The sequence below is a fragment of the Arthrobacter sp. PGP41 genome (assembly GCF_002953935.1).
GTDB lineage: Bacteria > Actinomycetota > Actinomycetes > Actinomycetales > Micrococcaceae > Arthrobacter.
Window position 1 is genome coordinate 1,472,255 of record NZ_CP026514.1, and the last position, 20,480, is coordinate 1,492,734.

A 20,480-nucleotide genomic window follows, 5' to 3' on the forward strand; every position below is an offset into this window, starting at 1 on the left:
GTCAATGACCCCCGTTCTCCTCTTTGTCCTCGGCGTCGTCTTTGTGGCGATCGGCATCGCTGCCTCCATCGCGCTCCATGAAGTGGGGCACCTGGTACCAGCCAAGCTCTTCAAGGTCCGCGTCACGAAGTACATGATCGGCTTCGGCCCCACTCTCTGGTCCCGGCGGAAAGGCGAAACCGAGTACGGCGTGAAGGCCATCCCGCTGGGCGGTTACGTCTCCATGATCGGCATGTATCCGCCCAACAAGGAGGACGGTTCGGTCCGGCCCTCCAGCACGGGCATGTTCCAGACACTGGCCGCCGAAGCCCGGTCCGCTGCCCATGATGAAGTGGGACCCGGCGATGAGGGGCGGGTGTTCTACCGGCTTCCGGTCTGGAAGAAGATCATCGTGATGCTGGGCGGGCCGGCCATGAACATGGTGCTCGGCGTGCTCCTTACCGCCGTCCTGCTGATGGGCTTTGGCGTAGCCACGGCCACCACCACCATCTCCGACGTCTCCAAGTGCCAGGTGGCGGCGGGGGAGACCGTGGACCCCGACTCGGCGGACTGCCGGCTGACCCCCGCCGCGGCGGCCGGCCTCAAGCCCGGCGACAGGGTCACCTCCTTCGACGGGAAGACCGTGACCAGCTGGGACCAGTTGACGGAATGGATCCGGGCCTCCGCAGGACGTGAGGTGGGGATTACCGTTGAGCGGGACGGCAACCGGGTGTCCACCACGGTGACGCCGGTGCTGTCGGCCCGGCCCGTCATCGGGGCGGACGGGCGCCAGGCAACGGACGACGCCGGCACCCTCCTTTACCAGGACGTAGGCTTCCTGGGCATCGGTTCGCAGACTGAACTTGTGGCCCAGCCGGCGTCGTCCGTCCTTCCGATGGCGGGGGAGAACATCCGCCAGGTGGCGGGGGTGGTGTTCAACCTGCCCGCACGCGTCGTAGGCGTGGCGAAGGCTGCCTTCAGCGAGGAGCCCCGTGACCCGAACGGCCCCATCAGCGTGGTGGGCGTGGGACGGGTGGCCGGTGAAGTGGCCGCCATGGAAGAAATCCCGGTGCAGTCCAGGCTGGCCGCACTGATCGGGCTGCTCGCAGGCCTGAACTTCGCGCTGGCTGTGTTCAACCTGATACCGCTGCTGCCCCTGGACGGCGGACACGTTGCCGGCGCCCTGTATGAGGGTGCACGGCGCCGCGTGGCCAAGCTGCTCGGCAAGCCGGACCCGGGAGCCTTCGACATTGCCAAGCTGCTGCCGGTGACCTATGTGGTGGCCGCCCTGCTCATGGGGATGAGCGCGCTCCTCATCTATGCCGACATCGTGAAGCCCGTGAACCTCTTCGGCTGACGCCGGCGACTCCTTCGAAGGGGCAGTTCGCGGCTGATAAACCACTTCTCAGCCGAATGTGACTGATATCTAATAATCAGCCGAAGGTGGTTGATCCTGTTGGATCAGCTGCCTAAGGTTGGAACATGTACGTTCTCACCATTGACCAGCGGGGGAGCACCTCGGACGTGGACCGCGTCCCGGATTTGATCGCCGAGCTGCGGAGCCGCACCCGGGTTCCGTTCGAGCGCTCAGTGGGTGACGAACTCCAGGGTGTCGTGGAACAGGCTGCGGACGTGGTGGACATCGCCTTGCATGCGTTGCGCAGCGGGTACTGGTACGTGGGGATCGGCATAGGCGCCGTGAACCTCGTTCCGGGTGCCAGCCCGCGCGAAGGGTCCGGAAGCGGCTTCGTGGCGGCGCGCAAGGCAGTGGAACTCGCCAAGGGCGCGGCCGGCCAGGTCCCGTTGTCAGTGGTGTCCGGCACCATGGTCCGTGGAAAGGACATTCGGTCCCCGCAACAGAAAAGTTCGGCACAGGAAGGCGCCATGGCCTGCTCCAACGCACAGGCAGTGCTTCGCCTGATCGGGCGCCTGGTGCAGCAGCGTACGGAGGCCCAGTGGCGGGTGGTGGACCAACTGCGCGTGCAGGGTGACGGCAGGCACGGCAGCCAGAAGCAGGTGGCCCGGGACCTGGGAATCACCGAGCAGTCGGTGAGCCGTGCCGTGCTGAGGTCCGGCTGGCAGGAAGAATGGGCGGCAAGGCCTGCAGCGGCAATGCTCCTTGACTATGCGCAGTCCGTGATTGCAGGCACCCGGACGGAAGGAAACCAGTGAACGCACTGTGGATCACGGTTGCGCTGCTCGTGGCAGGATTCGCCGGCTGGCCCGTGACCGCATTGGTGTTCCGGCTCGCCAAGACCATCGACGACAAGGCGGACGCCGCCAAGGCGGCCGAGGAAGCCGGGAGGGCAGCCGACGATCCGTCCGCGGACGTCACCGTCGACCCCCCGCCTTCCCTAGGGGGCCAAAGTGTGGACGATGAGCTGACCGCCGTGGGGAACGCATCGCCGTCGGGCGGTTCCGGCTCCGAGCCGGCGGCTCCCACCCAGCGGATCCTTCGGGGCGGCGCCATCATTGGAATCCTGGAGCGGCTCGGAGTATGCCTTGCCATCCTTACCGGCCAGCCGGTGGCCATCGCCTACATCGTGGCCATCAAGGGCCTGGGCAGGTTCGCGGAGCTGAAGGAAACGCCCGTGGCGGCTGAACGGTTCATCATCGGAACACTGACCTCCATGCTGTGGGCGGCAGGAACGGCCGCGGCCGTCAAGGTCATCTTCCTGGCGTGACAAAAGGTCTGCCCCTTCCGTGGCAGGCAGCCCGCCGGATGCGTGCGAAGGCAGGCAGGGCGATAGGGTAGCGGTATGACTGTTTTTGCCGTTGAGTACGTTTATGCCGCCGAATCCACTGAAGAACGCAATGCCGTCCGGCCTGCGCACCGTGAATGGACCGCCGGCCTGGCCCAGGACGGCGCCATTCTGGCCAGCGGGCCGTACGGTGACGGTGCCGGAGCGCTGCTGATTTTCAAGGCAGCTGATGAAGCCGCCCTCAACTCGATCCTGAAGCAGGATCCGTTCGCGGCAGCGGGAGTCATCGCCGGAACCCGCATCACCGAATGGTCGCCAATTACCGGCGTGCTGGCCGGCCTCGCCGCATAAGCCGCCTCAACTTTTCGAATCTCAAGGAGTCCTCGTGACCTCGGTCAGCCTGGGAATGCCCGCAGCACCGCCACCCGTCCTTGCCCCCCGCCGCAAGACGCGGCAGATCAAAGTTGGTTCCGTGGGGGTCGGCTCGGACTCGCCCATCAGCGTGCAGTCCATGACCACCACGCCCACCACGGACATCAACGCCACCCTCCAGCAGATCGCGGAACTGACGGCGTCGGGCTGCGACATCGTGCGCGTTGCCTGCCCGTCCGCCGACGACGCCGAGGCGCTGCCCATCATCGCCCGGAAGTCCCAGATTCCCGTCATCGCGGACATCCACTTCCAGCCCAAGTACGTCTTCGCGGCGATCGAGGCCGGCTGCGCGGCGGTGCGGGTGAACCCCGGCAACATCCGGAAGTTCGATGACCAGGTCAAGGAGATCGCCGCGGCTGCCCGCGACCACGGAACATCGATCCGCATCGGCGTGAACGCCGGTTCCCTGGAGCCCGGAATCCTGAAGAAGTATGGCAAGGCCACCCCGGAGGCGCTCGTGGAGTCTGCCGTCTGGGAAGCATCCCTCTTTGAGGAGCACGGTTTCCACGACTTCAAGATCTCCGTGAAGCACAACGACCCCGTCATCATGGTGGCTGCGTACGAGATGCTTGCCGAAAAGGGCGACTGGCCGCTGCACCTCGGCGTCACCGAGGCCGGCCCGGCGTTCCAGGGAACCATCAAGTCGGCCACGGCCTTCGGGGCGCTCCTGTCCCGGGGTATCGGCGACACCATCCGGGTTTCCCTCTCCGCCCCGCCGGCGGAGGAAATCAAGGTGGGAAACCAGATCCTCCAGTCCCTCAACCTGCGTCCGCGCAAGCTGGAAATCGTCTCCTGCCCCTCCTGCGGCCGCGCCCAGGTGGATGTCTACACGCTGGCCGAGCAGGTTACGGCCGGGCTTGAAGGAATGGAGATTCCGCTGCGCGTAGCGGTCATGGGCTGCGTGGTCAACGGCCCGGGAGAAGCCCGCGAAGCAGATCTTGGCGTTGCCTCGGGCAACGGCAAGGGCCAGATCTTTGTGAAGGGCGAGGTCATCAAGACTGTCCCTGAGAGCCAGATTGTTGAGACACTGATCGAAGAGGCCATGCGTATCGCGGAAGAGATGGGGGAGGCCGATGGCGAAGATGCTGTCAAGGGTAGCCCCGTGGTTAGCGTCTCGTAAGGACGTCCCCGACCCGCCGGGGATCTCCGTCCGTACCCTGGAGCGGGAGGACACTGCAGCGCTGAGGCGCCTGGCGCAGCGTGATCCAGTCACGAACGTGTTCATCCTGGCGCACTTGCGTGCCGCCGGTTCCGCCGCAGCCACCAGCGGCGGAGCCGGGGTCTTCGGCGTGTTCGACGACGGCGTCCTTGCAGGTGCGTGCTGGGCAGGGGCCAACCTCGTTCCCGTCCAGCTGGACCCGGACCTGGCCGGAGCGGTGGCTGCGGCGGCGAGCGCGTCCGGACGCCGCTACGCCTCCGCCTTCGGCCCCGCCAGTTCCGTACTGGCCCTTCACGCCGAATTGGTTGAGCTGGGGCACCGGGCCCACGAGGTGCGCCCGGACCAGCCGCTGATGACCATCGCCGGCCCCCCGTCCGTTGAGCCGAACCCGGGACTGGGGCTGGGAAACCTTGCCGACTTCGACCGCATCCTGCCGGCGTGCGCAGCGATGTTCGAGGAAGAAGTGGGATACTCCCCTTTCCTTGGCGGCAGGGAGTTCTACAGCCGCCGGGTGGAAAGCCTGATTCGGCAAGGCCACTCCCTGGTGCACCTGAATGACGCCGGCGAAGTGGTGTTCAAGGCCGAACTCGGCGCCGTCACCTCCGACGTAACCCAGATCCAGGGCGTCTGGATGAACCCCCTTTACCGCGGCCAAGGGCTGAGTTCCGGGTATATGGCGGCAGTGGTGGAGCAGGCACAGAAAGTGGCACCCACCACAAGCCTCTACGTCAACGGCTTCAACACCCGTGCCCGGGCCACCTACGAGCGGGTCGGTTTCCAGCAGGTCGGGACCTTCGCCACCGTTCTCTTCTAGGACCGCTCCCTCTTCCGGTTGTCCAGGTCTCCCGTCAGGTAGCGCTGCACATTGGGTGCGACCAGCCGCACCACGTCCTCGGGTGCCGCGGATGCCAGCGGCTCCAGCCGGACCACGTAGCGGACCATCATCAATCCCACCATCTGCGTGGCTACCAAGTCGCCGCGGAGCGCCACGTCCTCCTTCGGCCCGGGCACGCCGGCCATGATGCGGCTGATGATGGCCCGGGTGGCGGTTTCCCGAAGGAGGGCAGTCTTCGCCTTCGATCCAATGGTGCCGCGCAAGAATGCCACCAGTCCTGGCTGGGCAGGGCTCTCCCACAGGCGCAGCACTGCCCGGACGATGAGTTCGGCCCGCTCGCCGGGGGGAGAATCCTCCACGCCGGCCAACACCTCCCCGGGATTCGCCGGAAGCTCCACGCTGAGGGCGAAGAGCTCGTCTTTCCCGTTGAAGAAATGGTGGATCATGGCCGGATCCACCCCTGCCGACCGCGCCACCTGCCGCAGGCTGGTCCCCTCAAAACCGTGCTCGGCGAAAAGCCGCCGGGCCGTCTCGAGGATGTGGCCCCGCGATGCGTTTGTCCCGCCCCGGCGTCCCCGCCGCACAGCCGGGGGCGGTCCATTCGATGCGCTCACGCGCTCTGCCTGCGCAAGGTGAGGGAAGCCAGCACCAGGACGCCCACAACAATGGCCACCATGATCCCGGCATCCTGCCACAGCTGTTCCGTGGCTTCCGTGTTGGCAGCGATCTCCTGCAGCGCGTCCACGGAGAATGTCAGCGGAAGTACGTTGGAGATTGCTTCAAGGACATCGTTCATGCGGTCACGGGCCACGAACAGTCCGCACAGCAGGATCTGCGGCACCACCACCACGGGCATGAACTGCACTGCCTGGAACTCGGTCCTGGCGAAGGCTGAACACAGCAGTCCCAGGGCCACGCCCAGGACAGCATTGATCACGGCGACCAGGACCACATAGCCGGGAGGCCCCTGGATGTCGAGATCGAAAATCCAGTAGGCAACGGCAGTGGCCACCAGCGACTGCAGGGCGGCCATGATCGAAAACGCCAGGCCGTAGCCAAAAAGGAGGTCGGCTTTGTGCACAGGTGTGGTGAGCAGCCGTTCCAGGGTTCCGGAGGTCCGTTCACGCAACATGGTGATGGAGGTGACCAGGAACATCACCACGAAGGGGAAGATGGCCAGCATCATCAGGCCTACCCGGTCGAAGGTCCGGGGGACTCCCGGGGGCAGCGACTCGTTCTCGTACAGGAAATAGACCGCAGTGAGCAGCAGGGCAGGCACCACCAGGATCATGGCGATGCTGCGGTGGTCGTGGCGGAGCTGGTCCAGCACCCGCTGCGTCGTGGCAAGCATCATTCTGAGGTCCACTACCGCACGCTCCTACCTTGTGCCTTGGGTTCCCCGGTGCCCGCAGCCGGAGCCCCGGGCGTCTCCGGCGCCGCCTCCGCATCCGCCGCCGTCGTCTCCTGGATGATGTGGAGGAACGCCCTCTCAAGATCGCTGCTGTGTCCGCGCCGGCTGAGTTCCCTGGGCGTCAGCCGGGCAAGCAGCCTGCCCCCACGGAGGAGCAGCAAGTCGTCACACCTGCTGGCTTCCTCCATCACGTGGCTGGACACGAGGAGGGTTGTTCCAGCCTCTGCCATGGCCTGGAACCTGCTCCAGAGGTCCGCCCGCAGTACCGGGTCGAGCCCTACGGTCGGTTCGTCCAGCACCAGGAGCGGGGGACGCGCCACCAGTGCGCAGGCGAGGGAGGCGCGGCTGAGTTCGCCGCCGGACAGGTCGGCCGTCTTCTGCCGGGCCTGGCGTTCAAGCCCGACGGCGGCAATCGCCTCCGCTGCCTCAAGCTTCCTTTTCCGGTGCATGGCTCCGAAGTAGCGGACGTTCGCTTCCACCGTCAGGTCCGGGTACAGGCTTGGCGACTGGGTCACATAGCCCACCTGGTGCCGCAGGGCAGCGCTGCCGGCCGGCAGGCCCAGGACCTGCACCGTTCCCGACGTCAGCCGCTGGACTCCAACGATGGCCCTCATGAGGGTTGTCTTTCCGCTTCCGGAAGGGCCCAGCAGCCCGGTGATCCTGCCGGCCGGGATTGTGAAGTCCAGTCCGCGAAGGACGGGAACTTTGCCCCGCGTGACATCCAGTCCGGCGGCGACAACGGTGTCCCCGGCCGTTCTGCCTTGAACTTCCGGTATTGCTGCCGCATGGGACATGATCGCACTCCATTGCCGGGAGCAGGCCTGCCGGCACCTGGAGGCACCGTAATTCATCACCTGATGAATTAAGGCTAGGGTGCCGGAAGGGTCCGGTCAACAGCAAGAAAAGGAGAAACACTTGTCAATGTGCCCGCCATCACATAGGTTCGATCTAGCTGCGCTGGAGTGGCGTGGGCGGTCTCACCAGTCCTCACCAGTACTTAGGCGATAACGGCGTCGAGCCACGCCCGGATGCGATGACCAGCCTCATGGGGGGCCAGGGGCTTTGCATCTCCGGGCGTGGCTCAACTGCGTTCCGGGTAAGTGCCGGCCTGCCGCGATGCGTACCCGCCAGCGGGGAGTGGCCCGGCCAGCCGGTAGATTAGTACCAGACGAAATCCCGGCCCTGCTCTCCAGCACTCCCCAGAAACGGATACCCACCCGTGGTTACAAGACTGTCCCAGCTATTCCTGCGCACCCTCCGCGAAGATCCCGTCGACGCCGAGGTGGCCAGCCACCGGCTCCTGGTCCGCGCAGGCTACATCCGCCGCGCGGCCCCCGGCATCTACACCTGGCTGCCGCTGGGACTGAGCGTCCTGCGCAAGGTGGAAGCCGTTATCCGCGAGGAGATGGCCGGGATCGGGGCGCAGGAAGTCCACTTTCCGGCCCTCCTTCCCCGTGAGCCCTACGAGGCCACCAACCGCTGGACCGAATACGGCGAGGGCCTGTTCCGGCTCCAGGACCGCAAGGGCGCCGATTACCTGCTGGCCCCCACGCACGAGGAAATGTTCACGCTGCTGGTCAAGGACCTGTACTCCTCCTACAAGGACCTGCCGCTGAGCCTCTACCAGATCCAGAACAAGTACCGCGATGAGGCGCGTCCCCGTGCCGGCCTCCTGCGCGGCCGCGAGTTCATCATGAAGGACTCCTACTCCTTCGACGTGGACGACGCCGGCCTGGACGCCAGCTACGCCGCCCACCGCGGCGCCTACCTGCGCATCTTCGAGCGCCTCGGCCTGGAGGTCATCCCGGTAACCGCGACGGCCGGTGCCATGGGCGGCTCCAAGAGCGAAGAGTTCCTGCACCCCACCGACATCGGCGAGGACACCTTCGTCCGGTCTGCCGGCGGCTACGCAGCCAATGTCGAGGCGGTGACCACCGTGGCCCCGGCTGAGATCGACTTCACCGGCGCTCCGGCCGCCGAGGTGCTCGACACCCCGGATACCCCCACCATCGACACCCTGGTGGCAGCCTCCAATACACTCGCCCCCCGCAGCGAAGCCGACGGCGGTGCCTGGACCGCCGCCGACACCCTTAAGAACGTAGTGCTCGCCGTTACCCTGCCCACCGGCGAGCGCCAGCTGGTGGTTATCGGGGTGCCGGGCGACCGCGCCGTGGACCTGAAGCGCGTCGAAGCGAACATCGGTTCCTTCCTGCCCATCGGCGGTGAGATCGGCCTGGAAGCCGCCAACGACGACGACCTCAAGAAGCAGCCGCTCATCGTGAAGGGCTACCTCGGCCCCGGCCTGTCCCTGGAGGAGCCCCTGCTGGGAGCCGAAAGTTCAACGAAGCTCCTGTACCTGGTGGACCCCCGCGTGGTCCGCGGCACAACCTGGATCACCGGCGCCAACGAGGCAGGCAAGCACGTATACGGCCTGGTGGCCGGCCGGGACTTCACCTGGGACGGTGTCATCGAGTGCACGGAGGTCCGCGAAGGCGATCCCGCCCCGGATGGCTCCGGCCCGCTGGAGACCGCCCGCGGCATCGAGATGGGGCACATCTTCCAGCTCGGCCGCAAGTACGCAGAAGCGCTGGAGTTGAAGGTCCTGGACCAGAATGGCAAGCAGGTCACCGTGACCATGGGCTCCTATGGCGTCGGAGTCACGCGGGCCGTTGCGGCGCTGGCCGAGGCCAACCACGACGCGCGGGGGCTCGTCTGGCCGCGTGCCGTTGCCCCGGCCGATGTACATGTTGTTGCGGTGGGCAAGGGTGAAGAGATCTTCGCCACCGCCGAGCGACTGGCAGCCGACCTTGAGGCAGCGGGCCTGGATGTCCTGCTCGACGACCGGCCGAAGGTTTCGCCCGGGGTCAAGTTCGGCGATGCCGAACTGGTGGGCGTTCCCACCATCCTTGCCGTTGGCCGCGGCCTGGTGGATGGTGTTGTCGAGATCAAGGACCGCCGCAGTGGTGACGCCGAAAACGTGGCAGTGGACAAGGCAGTTGACTACGTAGTCAACGCTGTCCGCACCAGCTGACCCGGCAGTGGAGTCCGGACTCGAATCCCTCGGGCTGACAACACTCCTTTTGATCGTGCTAGCCGGTTTCGCTGCCGGCTGGGTGGACGCAGTGGTGGGCGGGGGCGGGCTGATCCAGCTCCCCGCCCTGCTGCTGGTCCCGGGGATCACCCCCGTCCAAGCGCTGGCGACGAACAAGATGGGGTCCATCTTCGGCACCGCCACCAGTGCTGCCACCTACTACCGGCGGGTGGGACCGGACCTTAAGACGGCGCTGCCGATGGCCGTGATCGCCCTGGCGGGCAGCTTTGGCGGCGCCGTGCTGGCAGCAACCCTGCCGGCTACGGTCTTCAAGCCCATCATCGTCACGGCGCTGGTCGCCGTCGCCCTTTTCACTGCACTGAAGCCGGACGTTGGCGGCATCACCGTGCTGCGGCACGATGGCCGTAGGCACTACGTGATTGCCTGCCTGATCGGGGCCGTCATCGGTTTCTACGACGGCCTCATCGGCCCGGGGACAGGCTCCTTCCTGGTCATCGCCCTGGTCTCGGCGATGGGCTATGCCTTCCTGGAAGCCAGCGCCAAAGCCAAGATCGTCAACATGGCCACCAATGCGGGCGCACTGCTGTTCTTCCTGCCCCACGGCTCCCTCCTGTGGGGCCTCGGCCTGCTGCTGGGAGCTGCCAACATGGCTGGCGGCTACCTCGGAGCAAGGACAGCAGTCAAACAGGGAAGCCGCTTTGTCCGCGCGGTCTTCCTGCTGGTGGTGTCGGGCCTCATCATCAAGCTCGGCTACGACGTCTGGCAGGAAAACTTCGCCTGAAACTGCCCTGGAAAAGCAGGCTCGGAGGCCCGGCCGGCGGAGGCGTAGCATGCAGATATGTCACATGGCTATGACGAGTACGCCCCGGCCCTGGCGGCAGCGGCAGGCCACGCCGCGGCCTGGCTGCGAAGCCTTCCCGAGAGGCCCGTGGGACCGGCGGCGGCCGCCCATGACCTCACCGGCGCCTTTGGCGGCCCGCTGCCGCGTGAGGGGATGCCGGCTGAGAAAGTGGTGGACCTGCTGGCGAAGACGGCAGAACCGGGGCTCATGGCCATGCCCTCCGGCCGGTTCTTCGGCTGGGTGATCGGCGGGACGCTACCTGCCGCCCTTGCCTCCGACTGGCTGGTGAGTGCCTGGGACCAGAACGCCGGACTGCGCTACGCCACCCCTGCCATGGCGGCGGTCGAGGAGGGCGCGGGCAGTTGGCTCCTGGAACTGCTGGGACTTCCTGGACAGTCCGACGTCGGGTTCGTTACCGGCGCCACGATGGCGAATTTCACCTGCATGGCCGCCGCACGGTGGCGGCTGCTTGCGGACGCCGGCTGGGACCTGGACAGTGACGGGCTGTCTGGCGCTCCGAGGATCCGCTGCCTGGTGGGGCGGGAACGGCATGACACCGTGGACCTTGGCCTGCGCTACCTGGGCCTGGGCAAGCCCGCGGTGGTGGACTCCGACAGCCAGGGGCGGTTGATCCCCGAAGCCCTGGACGCAGCACTGGCTGGAGGCTCAGGCCCCGCATTAGTCTGCCTCCAGGCAGGGAACGTCCATTCAGGCGCTTTTGACCCGTTCCCCGAAGCCATCCGCGTTGCCCGGAAACACGGAGCGTGGGTCCATGTGGATGGCGCCTTCGGCCTGTGGGCCGCCGCAGCCCCCGAACTGCGCCATCTGATCCGTGGCTATGAGGATGCGGACTCCTGGGGAACGGATGCCCACAAGACCCTCAACGTTCCCTACGACTGCGGCATCGCGATTGTCCGGGATGCTGCAGCCCTTCGCTCTGCCATGGGCCTGCACGCCAGCTACCTGGTGCATGACGCGGAAGGTCCCGGCGATCCCTTCGAAAAGGTCCCGGAGCTGTCACGGCGGGCGCGCGGCGTGACGGTGTGGGCGGCCCTGAAGAGCCTCGGCTCCGACGGCGTGGCAGCCCAGGTGGAGGGAATGGCCGCCGCGGCCTCGGAAATCGCCGCGGGGCTGGCCGGGCTGGACGGCGTGGAAGTGTTGAACGACGTCGGCTACACCCAGGTTTGCGTGGCGTTCGGCGACGACGCCACCACCCGGGCGGTGACGGCCCGCGTCATCGGGGACGGCAGGGTATGGATGTCCGGGTCACGGTGGCGGGACCGGGACATCCTCCGGGTGTCGGTCAGCAACTGGCGCACCGAAGGGGACGAGGTCGGCACTGCCGTGGACGCCATCCGTTCCGCACTCGCCGCCGTGCGCGGCAGCTGACCTGGGAACGTGGCCGGTCAGGTCGGACCCGCGGCCTGGCCGGGCTCCGGCAAAGCATGTGCCGGCGGCAGTCCTTCCAGGGTCCGCCCGGCGAGGGTACTGGCAACCCAGAGGGACCTTGCCAAATCGCCGCGATGGCGGGGCTTCCCGGCGTACCAGAGCGCGTTGGCCACTTCCCTGGCCACGGCCCATTGCCGGGCGGCCTCGGGGTCCAGGCCGGCTGCGGCGCTGAAGTCCGCGCAGCGTCCACGCAGGCCGGCTTCGGGCTGGTTCAGCGGCAGGTCCTGCAGGCGGTTCCATAACAGCGGTGCCACGCCGAATTCCGGTTCGCCGATCATGGGCTGGGGGTCGATGGCTGCGAAACCGTCCGGCGTTGGTTTTCCGTTTGTTGCGCGGGTGCCCGGCCTGGCCAGGATATTGAGGTAGTGCAGGTCCGTATGGACCAGGACGTCCCGCGCCGAGCGGCGCCCCACCGCGCCCCGTATCTGGCACACCTCCAGCGCCGCTTCCAGCAGCCACCGTGGAAAGGGGCGGCCGAGCTGTTCCCAATCCGCGGGGAGGTCGTCGCTCCACTGTTCGGCACGGGCGGCGATGTGCTCGAACTCCCGCCACTGCGGCCGGTCATCGGGAAGGAGGCTTAGCTGGCGGACCAGCCCGCCCCATACCACCACGGCGTCAGCCATCGGCACGTTGCTGAGCGGGCGGCCGGCGTCGAGCCTTTCGAGGAGCATGGAACACGTGCCCGTGTCCGACGCCAGCAGCGCGACGGCGCCCCGCCCGCTCCACAGTGACAGCGCATGCCGCTCCACCCTCGCTTCGTCGTGGGGGAAGGCGATCTTGAGGGCAGCGGGGGAGGCGTCCTCCCGGACCACCGGAATCACGACCGCACCGTGGCCGTTCCAGGGCACGACGCCGGGACCAAGGCCGGAGGCAAGATGCCACCGGGCCAGCAGGCTTTCGGCGATGCCGGGCAAGGAAGCCAGCCAGGCCCGGCCTTCCGGGGTGCCGCCGTAGCGCGCGGCAAGGTCCGGAGGAATGGGGAGTACCGTTGGCTGGCTCATCAGTCCCAGCCTAAGGGCAACGGCCGTGCTGTCCCGGGGGCGGCGGGCGCTACACCACGCCCGTGGCGCCGAGCATGCTGCCGATGCTGAACGTGGCGGCGAGGGCCAGGGCGCCGCCCGCCACCACCCTGACCGCGGCCCTGGATTTGGAACCGCCGCCGATCCAGGCGCCCAATGCTCCCGTCAGGGCCAGTGCAACCAGGACAGCAGCGAAGGTCAAGGGAACACGGACCTCCGGCGGCGGAAGAAGGATTGCCAGCATTGGGAGGACCGCGCCGATAACAAAAGCCATGGCTGAAGCGAAGGCCGCGTGCCAGGGGTTCACGATGTCCGTCTCGTCGATGTTGAGTTCGGCGGAGAGGTGCGCGGCCAGGGCATCATGGGCCGTGAGTTCTTCGGCTACCTTGCCGGCTGTTTCGGGGCTGAGGCCCTTGGCGAGGTAGATGGCGGTAAGTTCTGCCAGTTCCTCCGCCGGTTCCTCGGCCAGCTCCCGGCGCTCTTTCTCTATCAGGGCTTTTTGGCTGTCGCTCTGGCTGCTCACGGATACGTACTCACCCAGTGCCATGGATACCGCGCCGCCCACCAGCCCCGCGGCCCCGGCAGCGAGGATGGGGCCGGACTCGGCGGTGGCCCCTGCCACGCCAACCACGATCGCCGCCACCGAGACGATGCCGTCGTTGGCACCCAGGACGCCCGCACGCAGCCAGTTCAGCCGCTGGGCGGTATCGTTGCCGTGCGGTTCGGTCTCCATGTGGCGGCGAAGTTCCGGGGCCCCGGTGTCCGCTGCACCCTGTTCCGCGGGTTCATGTGCGTCCATGCTCTTCAGCAAACCATCAGAAGCTGTCCCGGGCCACCCGGCACGGACAGGAAAGCGGCGCCCTGGCCGGGTTCATCGGAGTGGGGGTGCTGACTCCCGTAATTATGGGAGCTGCCGCGTCCCCTCAGTTCATGGCTCTGCCGGCGCAGGAGCGGAACTGGCGGGAAGGTCCGGCAGCTGGTCCTGGTCGAGGACGACGCCGGGAACCGGCCCCGGGTCCGCGCCCCAGTGGGCAGCGCGGCGTGCCGCGGCCTGAAGGGCGGAGATGGCCCACTCCCGCGTGCCGCCGTCGGCAAGGGCAATGACGTCCCCGAAGGCAGGAAGCGACACCAGCTCCAGGCGGGCAAGCCCGGCAGCCGGGTGGGCAAGGAATTCCGGGTCCAGTACGTAGCCGGGCTGCTGCATCTGTGCGGCACTGCATGCTGCCCGGGAGTGCGCCGCGGCTTCGGCGGCAAGGTCTTCATGCGCGGCAAGGAAGGCTCCCGCCGCGCCGGTGTCCTTGGCTGCCAGCCGGGGGAGTGCCGCCTGGTAGGCGTAGACACTCTGCTGTTCGGCGGCCAGGGCCGCCGAAAGCGCATTGGCGACAGCTGCAACCGTCCCTGTGCCGGTTGTTTCCTGTCCAGCAGATGCCGGAGCCGCGGCCGTGGGAGGACCCGCGGGCGCCGGAAGAAACGGCGGGCAGGCGGATTCCGTCGGGGATCGCGTGGGGCTGGCTGCGGGTGTGGCGGCTGTGGATGGAGAGGCACCGGCGGGCGTCCCTGCGGCTGAGTGCGGCAGTGTTTCCACGGCGACGCCGCCGGCGGCGGCCACGTCCTCGGCGGCGAGCAGTTGGGCGGTGCCGGCACCGGCCAGCAGCCGGGCCAGCCCGCCGTCGGCCTTTGCTGCGTCGGCGAGGCGCTGCACTCCGCTGGCCGAGAGCGCGGACGCCAGCCCTGCAAGGCTGGAAAGTTCCGCCTTGGGGGATTCCGTCGTCGTTGGCTGCGGGGCGGGCTGCGCGGAGGCAGGGGAGGGTGCGTCCAGCGCAGGGGCGGCTTCCGACGGCGAAAGGAGGGTGCGCGCCTGCAGCGTCAGCAATGTCACAGCCGTGTCCACGGCGGCCGTTTTTCCGCCAACGTCCGGGGCGCCGCCGGCTGCCGGCACAGCTGACAGCACCCCAGCGGCCGTTCGCAGCTCCAGCGCGTCATCCAGGGCGGCCATCCTCGCCTGCTCGGAGAACGGCGGATCCGCGGGCGGCGGCGGTTCCGCGGGGATCAGGGCGAATCCGAGGCTGAGGACAAGGAGGGCTGTGAACGACATAACGGCGTACCGGAAATAGCGCAGCATTGGGCGGTTTTCCCGATTGTCGTCTTTCACAACAGACCATGGTGTCACGCCGGCTGGGAATCTCCGTCCCGCCGGACCGGTAAAATAGCTACGCTAGTACACACAACATCATCTATAGGGAGGCGGCGGGCATCGTGAGCAATTCAGAAGCCACGGCTTCATCGGACCTGACCGGAACGGGTAAGGCTGATGCCGCACCCGCCAACAACCCGGAAGCTGCCCGGCTCCGCGCGCTCCTCGAACCGGCGGTGCAGGCGAACCGCCTGTACCTGGAGGACGTGGCCATCGTGGCGGGTTCCCACCGGGTGGTCCACGTTGTGGTGGACCTGCCCCAGGAGGAAACCGGCGGCGTCAGCCTTGATGTCATTGCGGACATCTCGAAAGTCCTGTCCGACGTCCTGGACAACGATCCCGCCGACGACGGCCGGCCCTATGATCTCGAGGTTTCCTCGCCCGGCGTGGGGCGCCCCCTGACCGAGCCGCGCCACTGGCACCGCGCCAAGGGCCGCATGGTCAAGGTCAATGTTGCCCAGGGGGACAACGTCACCGGCCGCATCCAGTCAGTGGATGACGGGGGAGTGATGATCATCCCGGAGATCGCCGTGAAAAAGGGAATGAAGCCCAAGCAGGGCGATCCCGTCAAGCTTCCTTTCGACAGGATCCGCAACGGAAAAGTCGAGATCGAATTCAGCCACCTCTCCGAGGACGGTCTGGAACCTGAACACAATGGACCTTCTGAGGAGGCCTGATGGATATTGACATGAGCGCACTGAGACTTCTGGAGCGTGAGCGTGAAATTCCGCTGGACCTCCTCATCCCCACCATTGAGCAGGCGCTCCTGGTGGCCTACCACAAGTCGCCCGGCGCCTTCGAAAAGGCCCGCGCCGAACTGGACCGCAAGAGCGGCCACGTGACCATTTGGGCTGTGGAGATTGACGACGACGGCGCCCCCATCGGCGAGTTCGAGCACACCCCTGAGGGGTTCGGCCGGATCGCTGCCAGCACCGCGCGCCAGATCATCCTGCAACGCCTGCGTGACGTTGAGGACGACAACGTGCTGGGCGAGTTCAAGGGCCGCGAAGGCGAGCTGGTGTCCGGCACCATCCAGCAGGGCAACAACCCCCACATGATCCAGGTCAACCTGGGCTCCGTCGAGGCGCTGCTGCCGCCGCCCGAGCAGGTTCCCGGGGAGAAGTACATCCACGGCAACCGGCTGCGCGCTTTGGTCATTGACGTCCACCGTGGTTCAAAGGGCCCGTCCGTCACTCTCTCCAGGTCCCACCCCGGCCTGGTCCGCAAGCTCTTTGAACTGGAAGTGCCGGAGATCGCCGACCGCTCGGTCGAGATCGTGGCACTGGCCAGGGAAGCCGGCCACCGCACCAAGATTGCGGTCAAGGCCAACGTCCCCGGCATCAACGCCAAGGGAGCCTGCATCGGCGAGATGGGGTCGCGGGTCCGCGCCGTCATGAATGAACTCAACGACGAAAAGATCGACATCGTCGATTTCAGCGAGAACCCGGCCACCTTCATTGCCAGCGCGCTGTCGCCGTCGCGAGTGAATTCCGTCACCATCACCGATGAAGCCACCCGGTCCGCCCGCGTGGTGGTTCCGGACTACCAGCTCTCCCTGGCAATCGGCAAAGAGGGCCAGAACGCGCGGCTGGCGGCCAAGCTCACCGGCTGGCGGATCGACATCGTGTCCGACGCCGCCCAGGCGCGGGACAACTAAGCAGTCTTTCGCCGTCCTCCCGCGCCGGAAACGCCCCCGCAGTTTCGGGCAGAACGGCCGGGAGGGGCTAGAATAGTAAAGACCGCGCCTAACGGCCGGCAGCCGTGCGCCCTGGGCGTGCCCAATCCGTTCAAACCGGAGGAAGGCCGTTCTCGGCCAGCAGATATGAACGTCAGGAAGATGACCGTGCCAGTAGCAAGCGGGAATCAGCCGGAGCGTACCTGCATCGGATGCCGGAAGAAGGGCACGCGGAATGAGTTACTCCGGCTCGTCGCCGAAGGCAGTGGATCAAACGCTGTCCTGGTGGATGAACGACGCCGGATGGCTGGCCGGGGTGCATGGCTGCATCCCAGCGAATCGTGCCTGGCTCTGGCGTTGAAGCGGCGAGCGTTCGGACGTGCCCTGCGGGGAGCGACCGGTACCGCCGCCGTCGAACGCCGGATCACGTCAGGCCCGAGCGTTGCACGCGTTCCGGCAACTGCAACACCAACCGTCCAACCTGAAAGCGGGTCAGAAAACTGATGGAAACCCGATGAGTTCCCAGCGATGAGTGCGCAACGATGACAACTTTGTTGCGCTCTGCAATGGGCCCTTCTGCAGTATTTGCGGCTTGGGCCCGCAGTAAGAAGTAGACGGTTCGTGCCTGGCTCGGTGCGGACCGAGACAGGAGAAATGTGGCCAAGGTCCGCGTACATGAGCTCGCCAAAGAGCTCGGTATTACTTCCAAAGATGCAGTGACAAAACTGCAGGAACTGGGCGAATTCGTTCGCTCTGCCTCTTCAACCATTGAGGCCCCCGTTGTGCGCAAACTGCGCAACGCCTTCCCCGACGCCGCCCCCAAGGCTGCCGCACCGGCAGCCGCCCCCAAGGCAGCCGCTCCGGCGGCAGAGGCGCGTCCCTCAACACCGGCACCCGGTCCGGCAGCTCCGAAGGCTCCGGCCCCCAAGGCTGAAGCGCCCGCGCCCGCCGCTCCGGCAGCACCGGCACAGGCGGCTGCTCCGGCAGCCCCCGCTGCCAGCGCCCCCGCAGCTCCGGCTGCACCTGCCCCGGCCGCTCCGTCCACCGGAGCGAAGCCCGGCGCACGCCCGGCACCCAAGGCTGAAACCCCCGCTGCTCCGGCCCGCTCCGGCGGCTCAGGGCAGGGCGGCTCCGCTCCCCGTCCCGGCGGTCCCCGCCCGGGCAACAACCCCTCGCCACGTCCCAGGGCATGCCCCGCGGCCGCGGCGGCGACGGCGAGCGTGCTCCCCGTCCCGGCAACAACCCGTTTGCCACCTCCCAGGGCATGCCCCGTCCGGGTGGAAGCCGTACCGACGGCGACCGTCCCGGTGGTCCGCGTCCCGCAGCAGGTGCGGGCGGTCCCCGTCCCGGCGGCCCCCGTCCGGCAGCAGGTGCGGGCGGTCCCCGTCCCGCAGCAGGTGCCGGCGGTCCCCGCCCGGGTGCACCGCGCCCCGGTGGCGCCGGCGGGAACCGTCCTACTCCCGGCATGATGCCAAACCGCACTGAACGTCCCGCACCCGCTGGTGCAGGCCGTCCCGGTGCCGGCGCGTGGTCCCGGACGCCCGGGCGGCGCTCCCGGAACCGGTGGTCCCGGCGGCGGCGGCGGTGCTCCCGCCGGCGGTGGCTTTGGCAAGGGCGGCCGCGGCCGCGGCGGCACCCAGGGTGCCTTCGGCAAGGGCGGCGCCGGACGTGGCAAGCAGCGCAAGTCGAAGCGTGCAAAGCGCCAGGAACTTGAGCAGATGAGTGCCCCGTCGCTGGGTGGCGTGAGCGTACCCCGCGGCGACGGCAACACCGTCATCCGGCTGCGCCGCGGCTCGTCCATCACGGACTTCGCCGACAAGATCGAGGCAAACCCCGCCGCACTGGTAACCGTGCTCTTCCACCTTGGTGAAATGGCAACGGCCACGCAGTCGCTGGACGAGGAAACCTTTGCCCTGCTCGGCGAGGAGCTTGGCTACAAGCTCCAGGTCGTCTCGCCGGAGGACGAGGAGCGCGAACTGCTCTCCACCTTCGACATCGACTTTGATGCAGAGCTCGAAGCCGAAGGCGACGAAGACCTCGAGGCACGTCCTCCGGTTGTCACCGTCATGGGCCACGTTGACCACGGTAAGACCCGCCTGCTCGATGCCATCCGCAAGTCCGACGTCATGGCGGGCGAGCACGGCGGCATCACCCAGCACATCGGTGCCTACCAGGTCACGCACAACCACGAAGGCAACGACCGCAAGATCACCTTCATCGATACCCCGGGCCACGAGGCGTTCACCGCCATGCGTGCCCGTGGTGCGAAGGTCACCGATATCGCCATCCTGGTGGTCGCAGCGGACGACGGCGTGATGCCCCAGACCGTTGAGGCCCTCAACCACGCCCAGGCGGCCAACGTGCCGATCGTCGTGGCCGTGAACAAGATCGACAAGGAAGGCGCCAACCCGGACAAGGTCCGCGGCCAGCTGACCGAGTACGGCCTGGTTCCCGAGGAGTACGGTGGCGACACCATGTTCGTGGAGGTCTCTGCCCGCCAGAACCTCAACATCGACGAGCTGCTCGAGGCAGTCCTGCTCACCGCGGACGCTGCCCTGGACATGCGGGCCAACCCGAACAAGGACGCCCGCGGCATCGCGATCGAAGCCAACCTGGACAAGGGCCGCGGTTCCGTGGCCACCGTCCTGGTGCAGTCCGGCACCCTGCGCGTCGGCGATACCATCGTGGCAGGCACGGCCCACGGCCGCGTCCGTGCGATGTTCGACGACGACGGCAGCGCCCTGACCGAGGCCGGCCCGTCCCGCCCCGTCCAGGTGCTGGGTCTGTCCAACGTCCCGCGTGCAGGCGACACTTTCTTCGTGACCGCTGACGAGCGTACCGCCCGCCAGATCGCCGAGAAGCGCGAAGCTGCGGACCGCAACGCCGCCCTGGCCAAGCGCCGCAAGCGCATCAGCCTGGAAGACTTCGACCAGGCCGTTGCCGAAGGCAAGATCGACACCCTCAACCTCATCCTCAAGGGCGACGTGTCCGGTGCCGTGGAAGCCCTCGAAGACGCCCTGCTCAAGATTGACGTCGGCGAAGGCGTGCAGCTGCGCGTCATCCACCGCGGTGTTGGTGCCATCACGCAGAACGACGTCAACCTGGCAACAGTGGACAGCGCCGTCATCATCGGCTTCAACGTCAAGCCTGCCGAGCGTGTTGCCGAACTGGCAGACCGCGAAGGCGTGGACATGCGCTTCTACTCCGTCATCTACTCCGCTATTGATGACATCGAGATGGCGCTCAAGGGCATGCTCAAGCCGGAATACGAAGAATTCCAGCTGGGTACCGCCGAGGTCCGCGAAGTCTTCCGCTCCTCCAAGTTCGGAAACATCGCAGGCTCGATCGTCCGCTCCGGCATCATCCGCCGTAACAGCAAGGCACGCATCAGCCGCGACGGCAAGATCATCGGTGACAACCTCACCGTTGAGACGCTCAAGCGCTTCAAGGACGACGCCACAGAGGTCCGTACGGACTTCGAGTGTGGTATCGGCCTTGGCTCGTACAACGACATCAACGAAGGTGACATCATCGAAACCTTCGAGATGCGTGAGAAGCCGCGCGTCTAGGCTGTTCCAGCCTTAACAGGGTGCGGGGTCGTTGGGATTTTTCCGGCGGCCCCGCCCCTTCGCTGGGTGGCCAGCGTCTTACGACGTCGGCCACCCAGCTTCGGCAGGCCCGATGCCACTCCCAGGCCGCCGGAAAAAATCCCAACGTGGGTCCGTCTTTGGC

General features: G+C 67.2%; 18 protein-coding genes and 1 pseudogene. 13 read left to right on the forward strand and 6 right to left on the reverse strand.

Annotated features, from left to right (window positions below):
* Positions 1-4 precede the first annotated feature (4 nt).
* The 6 genes from C3B78_RS06655 (at position 5) to C3B78_RS06680 (ending at position 5,086) form a co-directional block, all read left to right on the forward strand.
* Positions 5-1,336 (forward strand): M50 family metallopeptidase, encoded by a 1,332-nt coding sequence (locus tag C3B78_RS06655; protein ID WP_104997374.1) that lies wholly within the window; start codon positions 5-7, stop codon positions 1,334-1,336.
* A gap of 125 nt (positions 1,337-1,461) precedes the next feature.
* Complete coding sequence (locus C3B78_RS06660; protein WP_104997375.1) at positions 1,462-2,151, forward strand: MarR family transcriptional regulator; 690 nt, start codon at positions 1,462-1,464, stop codon at positions 2,149-2,151.
* Positions 2,148-2,663 carry a hypothetical protein gene (locus tag C3B78_RS06665; RefSeq protein WP_104997376.1) on the forward strand — a complete coding sequence of 172 codons (516 nt, stop codon included), beginning with the start codon at positions 2,148-2,150 and terminating at the stop codon, positions 2,661-2,663. The genes C3B78_RS06660 and C3B78_RS06665 overlap by 4 nt, the downstream gene beginning before the upstream one ends.
* 75 nt (positions 2,664-2,738) lie before the next feature.
* Positions 2,739-3,032 carry a YciI family protein gene (locus C3B78_RS06670; RefSeq protein ID WP_104997377.1) on the forward strand — a complete coding sequence of 98 codons (294 nt, stop codon included), beginning with the start codon at positions 2,739-2,741 and terminating at the stop codon, positions 3,030-3,032.
* 34 nt (positions 3,033-3,066) lie between these two features.
* Entirely contained in the window at positions 3,067-4,233 is a 1,167-nt protein-coding gene (ispG, locus tag C3B78_RS06675; RefSeq protein ID WP_104997378.1) for a flavodoxin-dependent (E)-4-hydroxy-3-methylbut-2-enyl-diphosphate synthase, read from the forward strand.
* Positions 4,196-5,086 carry a GNAT family N-acetyltransferase gene (locus C3B78_RS06680; RefSeq protein WP_104997379.1) on the forward strand — a complete coding sequence of 297 codons (891 nt, stop codon included), beginning with the start codon at positions 4,196-4,198 and terminating at the stop codon, positions 5,084-5,086. The genes ispG and C3B78_RS06680 overlap by 38 nt, the downstream gene beginning before the upstream one ends.
* On the opposite strand, the gene C3B78_RS06685 is transcribed toward C3B78_RS06680, so the two are convergent.
* The 3 genes from C3B78_RS06685 to C3B78_RS06695 are packed head-to-tail and all read right to left on the reverse strand — an operon-like array spanning position 5,083 to position 7,312.
* The gene (locus C3B78_RS06685) at positions 5,083-5,721 is read right to left on the reverse strand and encodes a TetR/AcrR family transcriptional regulator (protein WP_199775350.1); all 639 of its coding nucleotides are present in this window, start codon (positions 5,719-5,721) and stop codon (positions 5,083-5,085) included. The genes C3B78_RS06680 and C3B78_RS06685 overlap by 4 nt on opposite strands.
* Positions 5,718-6,461 (reverse strand): ABC transporter permease, encoded by a 744-nt coding sequence (locus tag C3B78_RS06690; protein WP_104999672.1) that lies wholly within the window; start codon positions 6,459-6,461, stop codon positions 5,718-5,720. The genes C3B78_RS06685 and C3B78_RS06690 overlap by 4 nt, the downstream gene beginning before the upstream one ends.
* 11 nt (positions 6,462-6,472) lie before the next feature.
* The gene (locus C3B78_RS06695; RefSeq protein ID WP_234005543.1) at positions 6,473-7,312 is read right to left on the reverse strand and encodes an ABC transporter ATP-binding protein; all 840 of its coding nucleotides are present in this window, start codon (positions 7,310-7,312) and stop codon (positions 6,473-6,475) included.
* A 425-nt stretch (positions 7,313-7,737) separates the two neighbouring features.
* Here C3B78_RS06695 and C3B78_RS06700 point away from each other — a divergent pair, with 425 nt between their 5' ends.
* From C3B78_RS06700 to C3B78_RS06710, 3 genes are read left to right on the forward strand one after another with little or no spacing between them, the layout of a single operon-like run.
* Positions 7,738-9,549 (forward strand): proline--tRNA ligase, encoded by a 1,812-nt coding sequence (locus tag C3B78_RS06700; protein ID WP_104997381.1) that lies wholly within the window; start codon positions 7,738-7,740, stop codon positions 9,547-9,549.
* A 7-nt stretch (positions 9,550-9,556) separates the two neighbouring features.
* A complete protein-coding gene (locus C3B78_RS06705) occupies positions 9,557-10,351 on the forward strand; it encodes a sulfite exporter TauE/SafE family protein (protein WP_104997382.1) in 795 nt (264 codons plus the stop codon).
* A 57-nt stretch (positions 10,352-10,408) separates the two neighbouring features.
* Positions 10,409-11,800, forward strand: a complete 1,392-nt coding sequence (locus C3B78_RS06710; RefSeq protein WP_104997383.1) for a pyridoxal phosphate-dependent decarboxylase family protein — start codon at positions 10,409-10,411, stop codon at positions 11,798-11,800.
* 17 nt (positions 11,801-11,817) lie between these two features.
* Here C3B78_RS06710 and C3B78_RS06715 read toward each other — a convergent pair whose 3' ends face one another.
* The 3 genes from C3B78_RS06715 to C3B78_RS06725 form a co-directional block, all read right to left on the reverse strand.
* Entirely contained in the window at positions 11,818-12,861 is a 1,044-nt protein-coding gene (locus C3B78_RS06715) for an aminoglycoside phosphotransferase family protein (protein ID WP_104997384.1), read from the reverse strand.
* Positions 12,862-12,910: 49 nt separating this feature from the next.
* Positions 12,911-13,612: a VIT1/CCC1 transporter family protein gene (locus C3B78_RS06720; RefSeq protein ID WP_104999674.1), complete on the reverse strand. Its 702-nt coding sequence runs from the start codon at positions 13,610-13,612 to the stop codon at positions 12,911-12,913.
* Positions 13,613-13,807: 195 nt separating this feature from the next.
* Positions 13,808-15,001, reverse strand: coding sequence for a DUF4439 domain-containing protein (locus tag C3B78_RS06725; protein ID WP_104997385.1), 1,194 nt, complete (start codon positions 14,999-15,001; stop codon positions 13,808-13,810).
* A 134-nt stretch (positions 15,002-15,135) separates the two neighbouring features.
* Here C3B78_RS06725 and rimP point away from each other — a divergent pair, with 134 nt between their 5' ends.
* The 4 genes and pseudogenes from rimP (at position 15,136) to infB (ending at position 20,317) form a co-directional block, all read left to right on the forward strand.
* Positions 15,136-15,750 carry a ribosome maturation factor RimP gene (gene rimP, locus C3B78_RS06730; protein ID WP_104997386.1) on the forward strand — a complete coding sequence of 205 codons (615 nt, stop codon included), beginning with the start codon at positions 15,136-15,138 and terminating at the stop codon, positions 15,748-15,750.
* Positions 15,750-16,730 carry a transcription termination factor NusA gene (nusA, locus tag C3B78_RS06735; protein WP_104997387.1) on the forward strand — a complete coding sequence of 327 codons (981 nt, stop codon included), beginning with the start codon at positions 15,750-15,752 and terminating at the stop codon, positions 16,728-16,730. Before rimP ends, nusA begins: the two co-directional genes overlap by 1 nt.
* Positions 16,731-16,910: 180 nt before the next feature.
* Positions 16,911-17,252, forward strand: a complete 342-nt coding sequence (locus tag C3B78_RS06740) for a YlxR family protein (RefSeq protein WP_324778438.1) — start codon at positions 16,911-16,913, stop codon at positions 17,250-17,252.
* Between the two features lie 152 nt (positions 17,253-17,404).
* A pseudogene (gene infB / locus C3B78_RS06745) lies at positions 17,405-20,317 on the forward strand (translation initiation factor IF-2).
* The last annotated feature ends 163 nt before the right edge of the window (positions 20,318-20,480 follow it).

Bases quoted from the DNA above. Each gene is read 5' to 3' on its own strand.
- C3B78_RS06725 (WP_104997385.1), bottom strand. From the start codon at position 15,001: ATGCTGCGCTATTTCCGGTACGCCGTTATGTCGTTCACAGCCCTCCTT.
- C3B78_RS06715 (WP_104997384.1), bottom strand. From the start codon at position 12,861: ATGAGCCAGCCAACGGTACTCCCCATTCCTCCGGACCTTGCCGCGCGC.
- C3B78_RS06740 (WP_324778438.1), top strand. From the start codon at position 16,911: ATGACCGTGCCAGTAGCAAGCGGGAATCAGCCGGAGCGTACCTGCATC.
- nusA (WP_104997387.1), top strand. From the start codon at position 15,750: ATGGATATTGACATGAGCGCACTGAGACTTCTGGAGCGTGAGCGTGAA.
- C3B78_RS06710 (WP_104997383.1), top strand. From the start codon at position 10,409: ATGTCACATGGCTATGACGAGTACGCCCCGGCCCTGGCGGCAGCGGCA.
- C3B78_RS06680 (WP_104997379.1), top strand. From the start codon at position 4,196: ATGCTGTCAAGGGTAGCCCCGTGGTTAGCGTCTCGTAAGGACGTCCCC.
- C3B78_RS06660 (WP_104997375.1), top strand. From the start codon at position 1,462: ATGTACGTTCTCACCATTGACCAGCGGGGGAGCACCTCGGACGTGGAC.
- C3B78_RS06695 (WP_234005543.1), bottom strand. From the start codon at position 7,312: ATGTCCCATGCGGCAGCAATACCGGAAGTTCAAGGCAGAACGGCCGGG.
- C3B78_RS06655 (WP_104997374.1), top strand. From the start codon at position 5: ATGACCCCCGTTCTCCTCTTTGTCCTCGGCGTCGTCTTTGTGGCGATC.
- C3B78_RS06720 (WP_104999674.1), bottom strand. From the start codon at position 13,612: ATGGAGACCGAACCGCACGGCAACGATACCGCCCAGCGGCTGAACTGG.
- C3B78_RS06670 (WP_104997377.1), top strand. From the start codon at position 2,739: ATGACTGTTTTTGCCGTTGAGTACGTTTATGCCGCCGAATCCACTGAA.
- C3B78_RS06690 (WP_104999672.1), bottom strand. From the start codon at position 6,461: ATGATGCTTGCCACGACGCAGCGGGTGCTGGACCAGCTCCGCCACGAC.